The sequence below is a fragment of the Actinomyces provencensis genome (assembly GCF_900155435.1).
GTDB classification, from domain to species: domain Bacteria; phylum Actinomycetota; class Actinomycetes; order Actinomycetales; family Actinomycetaceae; genus Pauljensenia; species Pauljensenia provencensis.
In genome coordinates, this window is record NZ_LT700212.1 from 607,174 (window position 1) to 621,710 (window position 14,537).

Below are 14,537 nucleotides of genomic sequence, written 5' to 3' on the forward strand. Positions count from 1 at the left end.
GTCCGGCTTCCCTCCCGCCCGGACAGGACGGCAGTGCGATCAGTACCCGAGGTCGTCGAAGGGGACGGGTGTGCTCACCCCGGACTCCCAGTCGCTGCGGGGGATCGCGTAGGCGACGGAGGCCAGGGGCTCCCCGCCCTCCACCGGCCAGCCCTGCCGGTAGTGCGCCTCCTTGACGAAGCCGCAGTGGGTGAACACCCGGCGCATGGCGATGTTGTCCTCACGGGTCTGCCCCTCGAAGCGCCGGGCACCGGGGATCGTGGTGAACACGTGGTCCGTGACCGCCTCGAGCACCGGGACGCCCAGTCCCCTGGCGCGGTGGGCCCCGTCGAGCCGGATGTCGAACATGGGGGAGTCGTCGTCGAGGTCGAGCAGGACGACCATGCCGAGGCGCCCGAGCCGGGGATCGTCCACCCAGAACGGGGCCGTGTCGGCACCGTCGTATGCCCCCTCCTCGATGCGGGCCCTGACCTTTTCGGGTGTGGAGCTGGGGACGACGTGGAAGGGGAAGTGGTTGCGCGAGAGGAAGGCGACGACCTCTTCCCGGTCCGCTCCCCGCACGTCCATCGGGGTCAGGGTGGGCCTCATGACGTCAGGGTAGCGCTGGTGGGGCGCCGGACCGGCAGGGCGATCCGCTCGGGCCGGACACCGGAGCGCCGCAGCGGATGGACTCCGGGAGCCGCCCTCGTACGTCCCGGCCCCGACGGGGAGCCCGCGGCAGACGGCCCCCTTCCCCTCAGATCACCCCGGTGTCGCGGGCCGCGTGGATGAAGGAGAAGACCGCGTTCATGATCATCTGCGTGGCGATGGCCGCCAGCAGCAGGCCGGAGATCTTGGTGAGGATCATGACGCCGCCCTGACCCAGGAAACGCGAGAGCTCCACGGAGAAACGCATGGTCACCCAGATGACCAGGTGCATGAGCACCACCGATGCCACCACGGCCACCCATCCGGCGACCGTGTTGCCCCCCTGGTTGACGGAGATCATCACCGCCACGATCGCACCGGGCCCTGCCAGCAACGGCGTGCCCAGGGGCACCAGGGCCACGTTGACGTTCTTGTCGCCCGTGTCGGGTTCCCCGGAGTCGTGTCCCATGAGCAGTTCCATGGCGACCAGGAACAGCAGCACACCGCCCGACAGCTGCAGGGACTCCATGGAGATCTGCAGGAAGGTCAGGATGTACTGGCCCAGCACCGCGAAGAGCACGATCACCCCGAAGGAGGTGATCGTGGCCTGGACGGCCGCGCGGCGTTGGTCGGCGCGGCTGTACTTGCCGGTGAGTGCCAGGAACACCGGGATCGTTCCCGGGGGGTCCATGATGACGAAGAGTGTGGTGAACGTCGTGGCCAACAGGGCCACGTCGATGACGCCGGTGACGTTCACGGACGCAGGACCTCCAGCTGTGACTGTTCCTCCACGGCCCGGTAGACGTACTCCGAGGTGAGGTTCTCGCCCAGCCGGTTCGGTTTGCCCGTGCCATGGTAGTCCGAGGAACCGGTGACCTGGAGACCCAGGCGATGCGCCAGGCGGTCCACGTCCTCGCGGTCCTCCTCGGTGTGGTCGCGGTGGTCGCGCTCCAGGCCGAACAGACCGGCTGCGGCCATCTCCGCGATGACGTCCTCCGACAGCACCCTGCCCCGCTTGCCGGCGCGGGGGTGGGCGAGGACGGGGACCCCGCCCGCCGCGCGCACCATCGTGACGGCATCCACGGGATCCGGCGCCCAGTGGTGGACGTAGTAGGGCCCCGAGGGGTGCAGCACGGTCTCGAAGGCCGCGGAGCGGTCCGGGAACACGCCGAGCGCCACCAGTGCGTCCGCGATGTGGGGGCGCCCGACCGGCCCCCCGTCCGAGGGCGCGAACTGCTGGACCATCTCCCAGGTGAGCGGGTAGTCCCGGGCGATCAACTCGACCATGCGCCGGGCGCGGGAGTCCCGCGACTCCCGGGTCCTCGCCATGGCCGCCGTGAGTGCCTCGTCCGAGGGGTCGAAGAGGTAGGCGAGCAGGTGCGCGGAGATGCCGTGGGAGGAGCAGGACAGCTCTGTCCCGCGGATGAGCGCGACACCGGTGGGCCCCACCCGGGTAGCGGCCTCGTCCCAACCCGCCATGGTGTCGTGGTCGGTCAGCCCCACCACGTCCAGCCCCGCCCGCAGGGCCGCCCACATGAGTTCCGAGGGCGTGTCCGTGCCGTCCGAGCACGCCGAATGTGTGTGGGGGTCGATGCGGATCATGGAGCACACACTAGTGGCCCCACCGGGGCACCCCAACAAGGTGTGACGGGCTCCGTGCCCGGGCGCCTCCGGCGAGGTCCGCGGGGCAGCAGTGCTCACCGGCCCGGGAGGTGATCGGAGCCGCCCTCGTCGGCCCCCACCTGCGCCTCCCCGCGGAGACCCGGTTGGACAGGAGTGGGATCATTGGGCCATGACGAAGCAACCCGACACCACTCCAGAGGGCACTCCCTCCCAGTCCATGGCCGACCGCGGCAACAACCGCTCCCGCCGTCCCGACTCCCAGGCGTTCCGGACATTCATCGGCTCCAACTGGGCCCCGCGCTCCACCGACCTGCCTCCGCGCGGGGAGGTCGCCGACCGGCTCCCCGCACGCGCGGAGGCCGCTGGCGAACCCTTCCCGGGGGAGCGCCTGGTGGTCCCGGCCGGCGGGTACAAGGTGCGCTCCAACGACACCGACTACCGTTTCCGCGCCCACTCCGCCTTCGCCCACCTCTCCGGGCTGGGCGCCGAGAAGGAACCCGACGCGGTCCTCGTGCTGGAGCCCCACGAGGGGGGCACCCACGAGGCCGTCCTCTACTTCCGGCCCCGCGCCCCCAGGACCTCGGAGGAGTTCTACGCGGACTCCCGCTACGGCGAGTTCTGGGTGGGGGCACGCCCCTCCCTGGACGAGGTCTCGGCTGCGACCGGACTGCGCTGCGCCCACATCGACACCCTGCGCGACGCGCTGGCCAAGGACGCAGGCGCCGTCCAGTTGCGCATCGTGCCCGGCGTGGACCAGAACGTCGAGGCCATGGTCAACGAGGTGCGCCAGCAGGCCGGACTGCCCTTCGGCGGCGACGCACGCGAGGGGGACGAGAAGTTCGAGGAGCACCTCTCCGAGCTCCGCCTGCGCAAGGACCCCTATGAACTGGCCCAGCTGCGTCGCGCCGTGGAGGCGACGAAGGCCGGGTTCGACGACATCATCCGCTCGCTCCCACGCGCTGTCGGCCACCGCCGCGGCGAGCGCGTCATCGAGGGCGCGTTCGGGGCCGTCGCCCGCGAGGAGGGCAACGGCCTGGGCTACGACACGATCGCGGCCTCCGGCGACCACGCCAACACCCTGCACTGGATCGACAATGACGGCGAGGTCCGCGAGGGCGACCTGGTGCTGGTCGATGCCGGTATCGAGCTCGACTCGCTGTACACGGCTGACATCACCCGGACGCTGCCCGTCAACGGTCACTTCTCCGAGCCCCAGGCGAAGGTCTACCAGGCGGTGCTCGACGCCGCAGAAGCGGCCCTGGCCCGCGCCAATGAGCCCGGGACCCGTTTCAGCGACGTCCACGACGCCGCCATGAAGGTCATCGCCACCCGACTGGAGGAGTGGGGCGTGCTCCCGGTGAGCGCCGAGGAGTCCCTCTCGCCGCGTGGCCAGCAGCACCGCCGCTGGATGCCGCACGGCACCTCCCACCACCTGGGCCTCGACGTCCACGACTGCGCCCAGGCGCGCCGCGAGATGTACCAGGGCGCCGTGCTGGAGCCCGGCATGACCTTCACCATCGAGCCGGGGCTCTACTTCCGCGCCGATGACCTGGCACTGCCCGAGGAACTGCGCGGCATCGGGGTGCGCATCGAGGACGACGTCCAGGTCAACGAGGACGGGTCCGTCACCCGCATCTCGGAGGACATCCCCCGCACGATCGCCGGTGTCGAGGCGTGGATCGCGGAGGTCCAGGCCCGCTGAGGGCGAGGCAACGGCGCGGGCCCTGCATCCAGGTGTGGTCTCGATGCGTTCCGGTCGCCGAAACGGGCGCCTCCTGCATCGAGACCACACTTCGGTGCAGGCAACCGGTGCAGGCGACCGGGGACATGCCAGAGATCCTGCCGGACGGATGCCCCGGCCGCAGGCCGGACCATCGCCGGGGCGTGTGTGCTCCGGGGGTGAGGTGGCGCGCTAGCTGCGGGAGCCGTCCTCGTCGCCGGTGCTGTCCTGCGGGCCGCCGGCCGCAGGGCCGGACGTCCCACCGGTGGACGGCGCGGGCGCTGCGGCCCCGGTGATCGGGGCGTCGGACCGGGGGCTGCTCGCTTCCGCCGACGCCCCGGGTCCACCGTTCTGCCCGGAGCCACCGGGCTGACCCGTCACCCCCGCTCCCGCACCCTGCTCCTGGTCACGCAGGTCGGTTCCGGGGGCCTCGCCGGTCTCCTCCTCGTGCTCCTTCTCCGCCTCGCTCAGACGCACACCGAACCTGGGCTTCTCCCCGGGCCTCGACCCGTACTCACTCGGTCCGGTCTGCACGGGACGCCTGCGCGGCGGCGTGGGCCGCATCTGGTTGCCCGGAGTCTTCTGGAGGAGCTTGAAGGCCCCGTCCACGTCGGCGGAGGCCAGGACCGCGTACCGGCTGGCCACCACCTGGGACTGGGACGTGAAGTCACGTCGCCCACCGGTCATGGCGTAGAGGATCGCCGACATCAGCACGCCGAAGATCGCACCACCCGCCATGCCGATGAACACCCACGGCATCCCGGCCTGCCCCGATGTCGTCGCGAAGGACATCATGAGCCCCATGAAGGTGCCCCACAGGGCGCCGGAACCGGCGCCGGAGGCCGCGACCTTGCCCATCGTCAGGCGCCCCGTCACCCGCTCCACCATGTGCAGGTCCGAACCGACGATCGTGATGCTCTTGACGTCGAAACCGTTGTCGGAGAGGTAGTCCACGGCGTTGGACGCCTCGAGATAGGTGCGATAGGACGCGACCTCGGTGCCCTCGGGCATCGTGGGAACCCTGAGTCGGGCATTCTGCCTGTTGTCCATGCGCCGTGCTCCTTCCGGGGACGGGGATCTCCGTACCCCGCCCGCTCTCCCAGCAGCCTAGGCTGTTCCCGTGATCAATGCACCGACCCGAGTGGGTACCAGTGGCAGGCGCATCTTCGTCGCCAAGTTGGCGGGGACGGGCGTCTTCGACCCCCTGGGCGAGAAGGTCGGCAAGATCCATGACGTCGTGGCGATCATCAGGCTGGACCTGACGGCCGCCGTCATCGGTTTCGTGGTGGAGGTGGGCCCGCGCAGGCGCGTCTTCCTGCCCCTGACCCGTGTCACCGCCATCAAGCCGGGTGCGGTCATCACCACGGGACTGCTCAACATGCGCCGCTTCACCCAGCGCCCCATCGAGACCCTCGTCCTCTCCCAGCTCTTCGACCGCGTCGTCACCATGAACGACGGCTCGGGGCCCGTGCGGATCCTCGACGTCGCCATGGAGCAGCGTCGCCCCCGCGACTGGGTGATCGCCAAGCTCCACGTGCAACGCGTGCGCCAGAACTCGCTCGGCTTCCGCCGCGGCGGGGAGACGATGACGGTGGACCTGGGCGAGGTCACGGGACTCCTCAAGACCGACTCCACCCAGGCGGCCACGGCGTTGGTCCAGCACACCGAGGACATGAAGCCCGTCGACCTGGCGGACTTCATCCACACCCTCCCCGCTGACCGGCAGCTGGCCGTGGCCATGGAGCTGCCCGACCCGCGCCTGGCGGACGTCCTGGAGGAACTCGGCGACGACGACCGGGTCGCGATCGTCTCCGCCCTGGACGCCGCCCGCGCCGCCGACGTCCTGGACGTCATGCAGCCCGATGACGCCGCCGACCTGGTCTCCGAACTGCCTGACGCCAAGGCGCAGTCCCTGCTGGCCCTCATGGAACCCGAGGAGGCCGAGGACGTCCGCCGCCTGCTCACCTACGAGGAGTCCACCGCCGGTGGCCTGATGACCACCGAGCCCGTCATCCTCGGGCCCGATGCGACGGTGGCGCAGATGCTCGCCGCAGTGCGCCGCGAGGACATCCCCGCCTCCCTGGCCACCATGGTCTTCGTCACCAGGCCGCCGATGGAGACACCGACGGGCCCCTACCTGGGCGTCGTCCACGTCCAGCGCGCGCTGCGGGAACCTCCCCAGACCCTGTTGGGGACGATCATGGACTCCGACATCGAGGCCGTCCCCCCGGAGGCCCACGTCGCGACCGTGACCCGCCTGCTGGCGACCTACAACCTGACGATCCTGCCCGTCATCGACGAGGACGACCACCTCCTGGGTGCGGTCTCGGTCGACGACGTGCTCGACGAGTTGCTGCCGGAGGACTGGCGCGACTTCGACGACGACGTCACCGACCGCATGATGGCGAGGAGCATCGATGGCTGACCGGCTCGACACCCCACGTGACTCCAACCGGCACATGCCCCGCATCAACCTCGAGTCCGAGGTCCTGGGGCGCGGCGCGGAGCGCATCGCGCGCTTCTCCGGCACCCCGCAGTTCCTGGTCTACCTGAGCTTCTTCGTGATCTTCTGGATCCTGTGGAACACGCTGGCCCCGGACAACCTGCAGTTCGACAAGGCCGAGCTCGGCTTCACCGCCCTGACCCTGATGCTCTCCCTGCAGGCGTCCTACGCAGCGCCCCTGATCCTGCTCGCCCAGAACCGCCAGGACGACCGCGACCGCGTCCAGGCCGAGCAGGACCGCCAGCGCGCCGAGCGCAACCTCACCGACACCGAGTACCTCACACGCGAGATCGCCGGCCTGCGACTGGCCCTCCAGGACGTGGCCACACGCGACTTCGTGCGCTCCGAGCTGCGCGACATGCTCGAGGACCTGCGCAGCGAGCGCGGCAGCGTCCCCGATCCCCGTTCGCACCCCCACCCGGAGGGGCGCGGTTCCCGCACACCCGTCGACGAGGGCGGCTCCCGCAGTCATGCGGTCGGCGAACGCCCCGCGCAGCGCGACGACAGCCAGGCGGGGGATCCGTCGGACACCGGCGACGGGAAGACCGGGGACTGAGCCGGGAGGACGGCCCTGCCCGGAATCCCCGGCTCGCCCGGCGCTGCTGCACGCTTGTGCGTCCGCCCTCGCGGAAGGGCAAAGGTCACTCGGCCGCACTGCGGACACCCACGTACCATGGGTGCCATGTCTGTCACCGAAGCTGAGGTCACGGCGGCCCTCGAGACCGTCATCGACCCCGAGATCCGTCGTCCCATCACCGACCTCGACATGGTCGACTCTGTCGCCGTGGACGGGGACCGGGTCGCCGTCACCATCCTGCTCACCACCGCCGGGTGTCCCCTGCACGCCACCATCACCAAGGACGTGAAGGAGGCCGTCGGCAAGCTGGACGGCGTCGCCGCCGTCGACGTGTCCATGGGCGTCATGGACGACGACCAGAAGAAGGCGCTGCGCGAGAAGCTCAACGGGGGGCGCGCCGAACGCGAGATCCCCTTCGCCCAGCCCGGGTCCCTCACCCGCGTCGTCGCCGTGACCTCCGGCAAGGGTGGGGTCGGCAAGTCCTCGATGACCGCCAACCTCGCCGCCGCGATGGCGGAGCAGGGGCTCAAGGTCGGCGTCATGGATGCCGACATCTACGGCTTCTCGATCCCGCGCATGCTCGGCGTCGAGCACGAGCCGCAGGTCATCGACGGCATGATCATCCCACCGGTGGGTGTGGAGGGCATCAAGGTCATGTCCATCGGGATGTTCGTCCCCGACGGGCAGGCCGTCGTGTGGCGTGGGCCGATGCTGCACCGGGCCCTCCAGCAGTTCCTGGGCGACGTCTTCTGGGGTGACCTGGACGTCCTCCTCATCGACATGCCCCCCGGCACCGGCGACGTCGCCATCTCCATCGCCCAGCTCCTGCCGAACTCGGAGATCCTGGTGGTCACCACCCCGCAGGTGGCGGCCGCCGAGGTCGCCGAGCGCGCAGGATCGATTGCCGGCCAGACCCGCCAGCGCGTCATCGGCGTGGTCGAGAACATGTCCTACCTGGTCCAGCCCGACGGCTCCCACCTGGAGGTCTTCGGCTCCGGGGGCGGTGCCTCGGTGGCCAGCAGGCTGACCGCCCAGTTGGGCTACGACATCACCCTGCTCGGGCAGGTCCCCCTCGACATCGCCCTGCGCGAGGGTGGGGACACCGGTCGCCCGGTGGCGCTCGGCGAGGGCACGGCCGCGGACGTGGTCCGCGACCTGGCGTCGACCCTGGGCCAGCGTGCACGCGGACTGGCCGGTCGTCCCCTGGGTGTCTCCCCCGTCGGAGGGCGCTGAGCAGCGGGAGGTACCCGGTGCCGTCCCGTGAGGGGAACGGCACCACCTCGCGCCGGGATAGGCTGGGCACGAGGACGACGACGGGAGACGGCATGGCGACCGACAAGGCGCAGACCTGGGTGTACTCCGAGGAGTACGCCGCCGAGCGCGAGGCGGTCGCGGCGGCCCGGGAGGTCGCCGTGGAACTGGGGGCCGAGCCCGTCACCACGGGAGTGGGCGCAACCCTGCGCATGCTGGCAGCGGTGGCCGACGCCCGCGCGGTCCTGGAGATCGGTACCGGGGCAGGGATCTCCGGACTGTGGCTCCTGGAGGGCATGTCCCCCGACGGGGTGCTCACCACCATCGATTCCGAGTCCGAGTTCCAGAAGCACGCACGCAGTGCCTTCCACGCGGCAGGTGTGCCCGGGCACCGCACGCGCCTGATCGCGGGCCGCGCCCTGGACGTCCTGCCGCGCATGGCCGCAGGTGGGTACGACATGGTCGTCATCGACGCCGACGTCTCCGAGACGCCGGAGTACCTGGACCACGCCCTGCGGGTGCTGCGCCCGGGTGGTGTCGCCGTGGTGGTCCACGCCCTGTGGCACGACCGTGTGGCCGATCCCGCCCAGCGTGACGCCGACACGGTGGTCATGCGCGAGATCACCCGCGTGCTGGGCGAGACCGAGGAGTTCGTCTCGGCGCTGCTCCCCGTCGGCGACGGGGTTGCGGTGGCCGTGCGCCGCTGAGAGGTCCGGCAGCGCGGCGCAGACCTCGCCCACGGCCGCGTCCTCGAACCGTTCCTCGCCCACGTGGCCGCCACCGGTCATGCGGTGGGCGCACCTGTCCGTACCGGCAGGACGTTCTGTCCTTCGTACGGCTCCTCCCGTGCCTGGGCCGGTACGACAGCCCCGGCGCCGCACCGTTGTCGGAGCTGCGGGACGGAGCAGAGGGATGAGGGGCCCCGGCACCAGTCGGTGCCGGGGCCCCTCATCAGTCAGTTCAGGTTCCTGCGTGTGCCACTCCGGGGAGCGCGTGCGCGGATCCGGTGTGGTTCAGACCGCTGCGGAGAGTGCCTCCGCGAGTTCGCCCGCCTCGGCGGGGGTCAGCTCGATGACCAGGCGCCCGCCGCCCTCGCTCGGGATGCGCATCACGATGCCGCGTCCCTCCTTGGTGGCCTCAAGTGGTCCGTCACCGGTCCTCGGCTTCATCGCTGCCATGTGCGCGCTCCTCAGTGCCAATCGTGCTCTGCTGCCGGGCGGCTGTCCCTCTCGTCCGGCAGGGGACCACCCCATTCTACCCGCTGGCAGCGCCGCAGCACCTGTGCACGGATCCGGGACCTGCGCGCGAGCAGTCCCCGGAGCACATCCCGGGGCCGGGAGCCGCGCGCCCGGAACCCGCGGAGCGACCGACCGGACGAGCGTCGCTCCGCCCTCGTACGTGCACACCCGCCCCGGGCCCGACCCCGACCGCACGCACCCACGCCCCGCACACCGTGATGGGCAGTCGGTCGGACGCTCCTCAGAGGGCCCGGGTCACCACGAGCTCCACGGCCTCCTCCGGGTCGTCGACGATCGTCACGAGCCCGTCGTCGCCGGGGGACACCGTCCCGCCCTCGACCATGGTCGAGCGGATCCAGTCGAAGAGGCCTCCCCAGTACTCGGTCCCGAGCAGCACGATCGGGAAGGACTCGATCTTGTGGGTCTGGACCAGGGTGAGCGCCTCGAAGAGCTCGTCCATGGTGCCGAAGCCCCCCGGGAGCACGATGAACCCGTGGGAGTACTTGACGAACATCGTCTTGCGCGCGAAGAAGTAGCGGAAGTTGATGCCCAGGTTGACCCATTGGTTCATGCCCTGCTCATGGGGCAGCTCGATGCCGAGGCCGACCGAGGTTCCGCCCGCGTCCCAGGCTCCCTTGTTCGCAGCCTCCATGGCTCCGGGGCCACCACCGGTGATGACCGCGTAGCCGGCCTCGGCGACGAGCTCACCGATGCGGCGTCCCTCCTCCCAGCGCTTCGACCCCTCCGGGGTGCGCGCGGAGCCGAACACGGAGATGGCGGGGCCGATCTCGGCGAGTGCGCCGAACCCCTCGACGAACTCCGCCTGGATGCGCAGGACGCGCCAGGGGTCCTCGTGGAGCCAGTCGGCCTCGGGCTGGGGACGCAGCAGGCGCGCGTCGGAGGTCTCCTTCGGGATCTGCTTGCCGCGCAGGAGGACCGGGCCGCGGCGGTAGGACTTGCGGTGGTTGTTCGGGGTCCCGCCGTTGCCGGGGACCCTCGGTGGTGTGGGTGTCACGCCTGTGTTCCTTCTTCCCCCGCGCCCAGCCAACGTCGCAGGACGTCCGAGCAGCGGGTGATCTGGTCGACGGGCACGTGCTCGTCGACGGTGTGGGCCAGGAGGGGGTCCCCCGGTCCGAAGTTCAGTGCCGGGACCCCGAGGGCCGAGAAGCGCGCCACGTCGGTCCACCCGTACTTCGGGCCGACGGTGACGTCCCCGGCCGCCCTGATGAACTCCTGGGCCAGGGGGGAGTCGAGTCCGGGTCGGGCGCCCTCGGCGAGGTCGTCGATCTCCAGCGAGGCGTCCGATCCCTCGAAGACCCGGCAGACCACCTCCATCGCCTCGTCCCCGTGCACCGAGGGGGCGAACCGGTAGTTGACGGTCATCGTGGCGGAGTCGGGGATGACGTTGGTGGCGCCCCCGCCCTCGAAGCGGACCACGGACAGGGACTCGCGGTAGTCGAGGCCGTCGACCGTGACGACGGGGTTGCCGAAGGAGGCGATGCGCTCGATGACGGGGGCGGCCTTGTGGATGGCGTTCTCCCCGCGCCAGGCGCGTGCGGAGTGGGCGGCCACGCCGGGGAAGTGGGCGATGACGCGCAGGGTGCCGTTGCACCCGCCCTCGACCTGGGTGGCGGTGGGTTCGCCGAGGAGGGCGAGGTCGCCGCCGACCCAGTCCGGGTGGTGGCTGCACAGGCGTCCCAGGCCGTTGAGTGAGGAGGCGACCTCCTCGTGGTCGTAGAACACCCAGGTGACGTCGTGGCGGGGATCGACGAGGGCGGCCGCGAGGTGCACGAGGACGGCCACGCCACCCTTCATGTCGACGCTGCCCCGCCCGACCAGGGTGTCCACGCCCTCGCGCAGCTCCCGTCGGGAGGGCACGTTGTCGACGATGGGCACGGTGTCGAGGTGACCGGCGAGCACGATGCGTGCCTCCCGGCCCAGACGGGTGCGAGCCACCACGGCGTCCCCGTCGCGCAGGACCTCCAGGTGTGGGAGACCCTCCAGCGCGTCCTCGATCGCGTCGGCGATGCGCGCCTCGTCCCCCGAGACGGAGGCGATGTCGACGAGTTGCCCGGTCAGGGTGACCGGATCGGTCAGGTCGAGGGTGGTCATGGTGTCCTTCCGGGTGCGGGGCAGGTGCCCCGTCAGTGCAGCATACGTGCGACCTCGGCGATGCTGCCGGAGATCGAGGGGTAGACGGTGGGGGCGGCGGAGAGCTCGTCGACGGTCATCCGCTGACGCACCGCCAGCGTCAGGGGGAAGACGAGGTCGGAGGCGTGGGGGCCGACGACGACACCGCCGAGGACCACGCCCGCCTCCGAGGCGATGATCTTGACGAAACCGTCGGAGACGCCCTGCATCTTCGCGCGGGGGTTGCGCGCCAGGGGCAGCTGGGCGACGCGGACCTCGCGCCCCGCCCGGGAGGCCGCGGCCTCCGAGAGGCCGACGTTGGCGACCTCCGGGGAGGTGAAGACCGCCTGGGCGATCGCGGAGGTGTCCAGGGGCTCCAGGGTGTCCCCCAAGGCGTGCCACATGGCGATGCGTCCCTGTTGGGCGGCGACCGAGGCGAGGGGGAGGACGCCGGTGCAGTCCCCGGCTGCGTAGACACGGAAGGCCGTCGTCCGGGACACACGGTCGACGCGGACGTGGCCGGAGGCGGTCAGCTCCACCCCGGCCTCCGGGAGGCCGAGGTCCTCGGTGTTGGGGACGGCCCCGACGGCCATCAGGCAGTGGGATCCGCGCACCACGCGCCCGTCGGTCAGGGTGACCTCCACGCCCTCGCCCGTGTTGACGGCACCCGCGGCCCGCGAGCGCCGCTCGATGCGCATGCCGCGGCGCCGGAAGACCTCCTCGACGATCTCCGCGGCATCGGCGTCCTCGCCGGGCAGGACCCGGTCACGGGAGGACACCAGCGTCACCCGGGAGCCGAGCGTGAGGAAGGCTCCTGCGAACTCGGCGCCCGTCACCCCCGACCCGACGACGACGAGGTGCTCGGGGACCTCGTCGAGGTCGTAGAGCTGCGTCCAGTTGAGGATGCGTTCCCCGTCCGGGAGCGCATCGGGGAGTTCACGGGGGCGGGCCCCCGTCGCCAGGAGGACGATCTCGGCCTCGAGTTCGCGCTCGGCGCCGCCCGGTTCGCTCACGACCAGCACCCGGCGACGCCCGTGCTCGGTGGGGCCGGGCAGGAGCCGTGCCGAGCCGTCGAGGAGGTGGACACCGGTCTGGGCGAGGGCGGAGCGGATGTCCGAGGACTGCGTGGCCGCCAGGAGGCGCAGCCGGGTGTTGACCATCGCCATGTCCACCCCGACGGCGCCGGTGCGGATCCCGAGCTCGCCCGCCGACTCCGTCTGCGCCGTCCACTCCGAGGTGGCGATGAGCGTCTTGGAGGGGACGACATCGGTGAGGACCGCCGACCCGCCCATCCCGCGCCGCTCGACCAGCCAGACGTCCGCCCCCATGCGCGACGCCACCGTCGCGGCCTCGTAGCCGCCGGGGCCTCCCCCGATGATGACGACCCTCGACCCGGTGCGGACGGGTGAGACGGACTCGGCCTGCGGCGTGCCCTGCGGTGCTGCCTGCGTCATGCCCCCATGTTCGCAGAACGCCGCCCCCGGCGTGGCCGCGACCCGCACCGTGGCTCCCTACCACGGCGCATCCGACACCGCCCGCCCCGGCCCCGGGGCGGTCCCGCCCCGGGGAGTCCCCGGAGTGCCGAGGAGGCACACCCATCGGCTAGCGTGGAGGCATGGAACACAGCCCACGACACGCCTCCGCGCCCCTCGAGACCCCCACCGACCACGCACGTCGCGCCGCCGACGTCATTGCGGAACGCTCCGGCATCGCCCACCACGACCTCGCCCTCGTCCTGGGTTCCGGGTGGGGCGAGGCGGCCGACCTCATCGGTGAGACCGTCTCCGAGATCCCCGCCGCCGAGGTCCCGGGCTTCCACGCCCCCGCCGTCGCCGGGCACGTGCCCGTCATGCGCTCCATCAGGCTCGCCGGGTCCGAGCGGGTCGCCCTCGTCCTCGGGTCCCGCACCCACCTCTACGAGGGCCGCGGCGTGCGCGCCGTCGCCCACGGCATGCGCACGGCGGCGGCCACGGGGGCCACGCAGGTGGTCCTCACCAACGGCTGCGGGGGCCTCAACCCGGAGTGGGTGCCCGGACAGGTGGTCCTCATCCGTGACCACATCAACCTCACCGCCACCTCCCCGCTGGAGGGAGCGACCTTCGTCGACCTCACCGACCTGTACAGCCAGCACCTGCGCGACCTCGCCCACGAGGTCGATGCGACCCTGCCGGAGGGCGTCTACGTCCAGTTCCCCGGGCCCCACTACGAGACCCCGGCCGAGGTGCGCATGGCGGGCATCATCGGCGGTGACCTGGTGGGGATGTCCACCACCCTGGAGGCCATCGCGGCCCGCGAGGCGGGCATGGAGGTCCTGGGGCTGTCCCTGATGACGAACCTGGCCGCCGGCATCTCCCCCGCGCCCCTGTCGCACACCGAGGTCCTGGAGGCGGGCCGGGAGGCCGCACCCCGCATCGCCCGGCTCCTGGCCGACATCGTGGCGAGGATGGGCTGACGGCGCTCAGTGGCGCAGGCTAGGCTGGGAGGCCGGATTCGACCGGCCGCCAGGACCGGGGATGGAAGCGGAGGAACGATGACCTCATACGACGTGGAAGCCGTGCGCACGTGGATCGACGACGATCCCGACCGGGTGACTGCCGAGGAACTGAGCGCACTGCTGGGTGCTGCGGAGGGCGGTGACGGCGCGGCGGCCGCGGAGCTGGCGGACCGCTTCGCGGGTCTGCTCGAGTTCGGCACCGCCGGGCTGCGCGGACACCTCGGCGGCGGCCCCCACCGCATGAACCGCGCCGTGGTCATCCGCGCGGCGGCGGGACTCATGAAGGTCCTCCACGACCACGTCGGCGACGGCTTCACCGTGGTCATCGGCTACGACGCCCGCCACAACTCCCACCGGTTCGCCCTGGACACGGC

14 protein-coding genes and 1 pseudogene are annotated in these 14,537 nt (G+C 71.5%); 7 read left to right on the top strand and 8 right to left on the bottom strand.

From position 1 onward, the window contains the following. Positions 1-39: 39 nt before the first annotated feature. The 3 genes from BQ9890_RS02575 to BQ9890_RS02585 all read right to left on the bottom strand — a co-directional run bounded on the left by BQ9890_RS02575 (position 40) and on the right by BQ9890_RS02585 (position 2,229). Complete coding sequence (locus tag BQ9890_RS02575) at positions 40-588, bottom strand: GNAT family N-acetyltransferase (RefSeq protein ID WP_075889134.1); 549 nt, start codon at positions 586-588, stop codon at positions 40-42. A gap of 148 nt (positions 589-736) precedes the next feature. After that, entirely contained in the window at positions 737-1,384 is a 648-nt protein-coding gene (locus BQ9890_RS02580; RefSeq protein ID WP_075889136.1) for a MarC family protein, read from the bottom strand. After that, positions 1,381-2,229 (bottom strand): PHP domain-containing protein, encoded by an 849-nt coding sequence (locus BQ9890_RS02585; RefSeq protein WP_075889138.1) that lies wholly within the window; start codon positions 2,227-2,229, stop codon positions 1,381-1,383. The genes BQ9890_RS02580 and BQ9890_RS02585 overlap by 4 nt, the downstream gene beginning before the upstream one ends. A 190-nt stretch (positions 2,230-2,419) precedes the next feature. On the opposite strand from BQ9890_RS02585, the gene BQ9890_RS02590 reads away from it, so the two are divergent. Then, positions 2,420-3,952: an aminopeptidase P family protein gene (locus BQ9890_RS02590; RefSeq protein ID WP_075889140.1), complete on the top strand. Its 1,533-nt coding sequence runs from the start codon at positions 2,420-2,422 to the stop codon at positions 3,950-3,952. A gap of 210 nt (positions 3,953-4,162) precedes the next feature. Here BQ9890_RS02590 and BQ9890_RS02595 read toward each other — a convergent pair whose 3' ends face one another. Beyond that, the gene (locus BQ9890_RS02595) at positions 4,163-5,020 is read right to left on the bottom strand and encodes a YflT domain-containing protein (protein ID WP_230297786.1); all 858 of its coding nucleotides are present in this window, start codon (positions 5,018-5,020) and stop codon (positions 4,163-4,165) included. 70 nt (positions 5,021-5,090) lie between these two features. Between BQ9890_RS02595 and BQ9890_RS02600 the strand changes: the two genes are divergently transcribed. The 4 genes from BQ9890_RS02600 to BQ9890_RS02615 all read left to right on the top strand — a co-directional run bounded on the left by BQ9890_RS02600 (position 5,091) and on the right by BQ9890_RS02615 (position 9,008). After that, a complete protein-coding gene (locus BQ9890_RS02600) occupies positions 5,091-6,395 on the top strand; it encodes a magnesium transporter MgtE N-terminal domain-containing protein (protein ID WP_075889142.1) in 1,305 nt (434 codons plus the stop codon). Further along, on the top strand, positions 6,388-7,029 hold the full coding sequence (locus BQ9890_RS02605; RefSeq protein ID WP_078062186.1) for a DUF1003 domain-containing protein: 642 nt from the start codon (positions 6,388-6,390) through the stop codon (positions 7,027-7,029). Before BQ9890_RS02600 ends, BQ9890_RS02605 begins: the two co-directional genes overlap by 8 nt. A gap of 126 nt (positions 7,030-7,155) precedes the next feature. Continuing rightward, entirely contained in the window at positions 7,156-8,283 is a 1,128-nt protein-coding gene (locus BQ9890_RS02610) for an Mrp/NBP35 family ATP-binding protein (RefSeq protein WP_075892599.1), read from the top strand. 92 nt (positions 8,284-8,375) lie between these two features. After that, positions 8,376-9,008, top strand: a complete 633-nt coding sequence (locus BQ9890_RS02615; protein ID WP_075889144.1) for an O-methyltransferase — start codon at positions 8,376-8,378, stop codon at positions 9,006-9,008. 306 nt (positions 9,009-9,314) lie between these two features. Here BQ9890_RS02615 and BQ9890_RS02620 read toward each other — a convergent pair whose 3' ends face one another. From BQ9890_RS02620 to BQ9890_RS02635, 4 genes are all read right to left on the bottom strand, one after another. Continuing rightward, positions 9,315-9,479 (bottom strand): DUF3117 domain-containing protein, encoded by a 165-nt coding sequence (locus tag BQ9890_RS02620; RefSeq protein WP_075889146.1) that lies wholly within the window; start codon positions 9,477-9,479, stop codon positions 9,315-9,317. Positions 9,480-9,780: 301 nt separating this feature from the next. Further along, positions 9,781-10,554 (bottom strand): LOG family protein, encoded by a 774-nt coding sequence (locus BQ9890_RS02625; RefSeq protein WP_075889148.1) that lies wholly within the window; start codon positions 10,552-10,554, stop codon positions 9,781-9,783. Then, the gene (gene dapE / locus BQ9890_RS02630) at positions 10,551-11,651 is read right to left on the bottom strand and encodes a succinyl-diaminopimelate desuccinylase (protein WP_075889150.1); all 1,101 of its coding nucleotides are present in this window, start codon (positions 11,649-11,651) and stop codon (positions 10,551-10,553) included. The genes BQ9890_RS02625 and dapE overlap by 4 nt, the downstream gene beginning before the upstream one ends. 32 nt (positions 11,652-11,683) lie before the next feature. After that, a complete protein-coding gene (locus BQ9890_RS02635; protein ID WP_075892601.1) occupies positions 11,684-13,123 on the bottom strand; it encodes an NAD(P)H-quinone dehydrogenase in 1,440 nt (479 codons plus the stop codon). A gap of 161 nt (positions 13,124-13,284) precedes the next feature. Here BQ9890_RS02635 and BQ9890_RS02640 point away from each other — a divergent pair, with 161 nt between their 5' ends. Both BQ9890_RS02640 and BQ9890_RS02645 read left to right on the top strand, forming a co-directional pair. Next, the gene (locus BQ9890_RS02640) at positions 13,285-14,121 is read left to right on the top strand and encodes a purine-nucleoside phosphorylase (protein ID WP_075889152.1); all 837 of its coding nucleotides are present in this window, start codon (positions 13,285-13,287) and stop codon (positions 14,119-14,121) included. 78 nt (positions 14,122-14,199) lie between these two features. After that, positions 14,200-14,537: pseudogene (locus tag BQ9890_RS02645) on the top strand (phospho-sugar mutase); the annotation flags it as partial.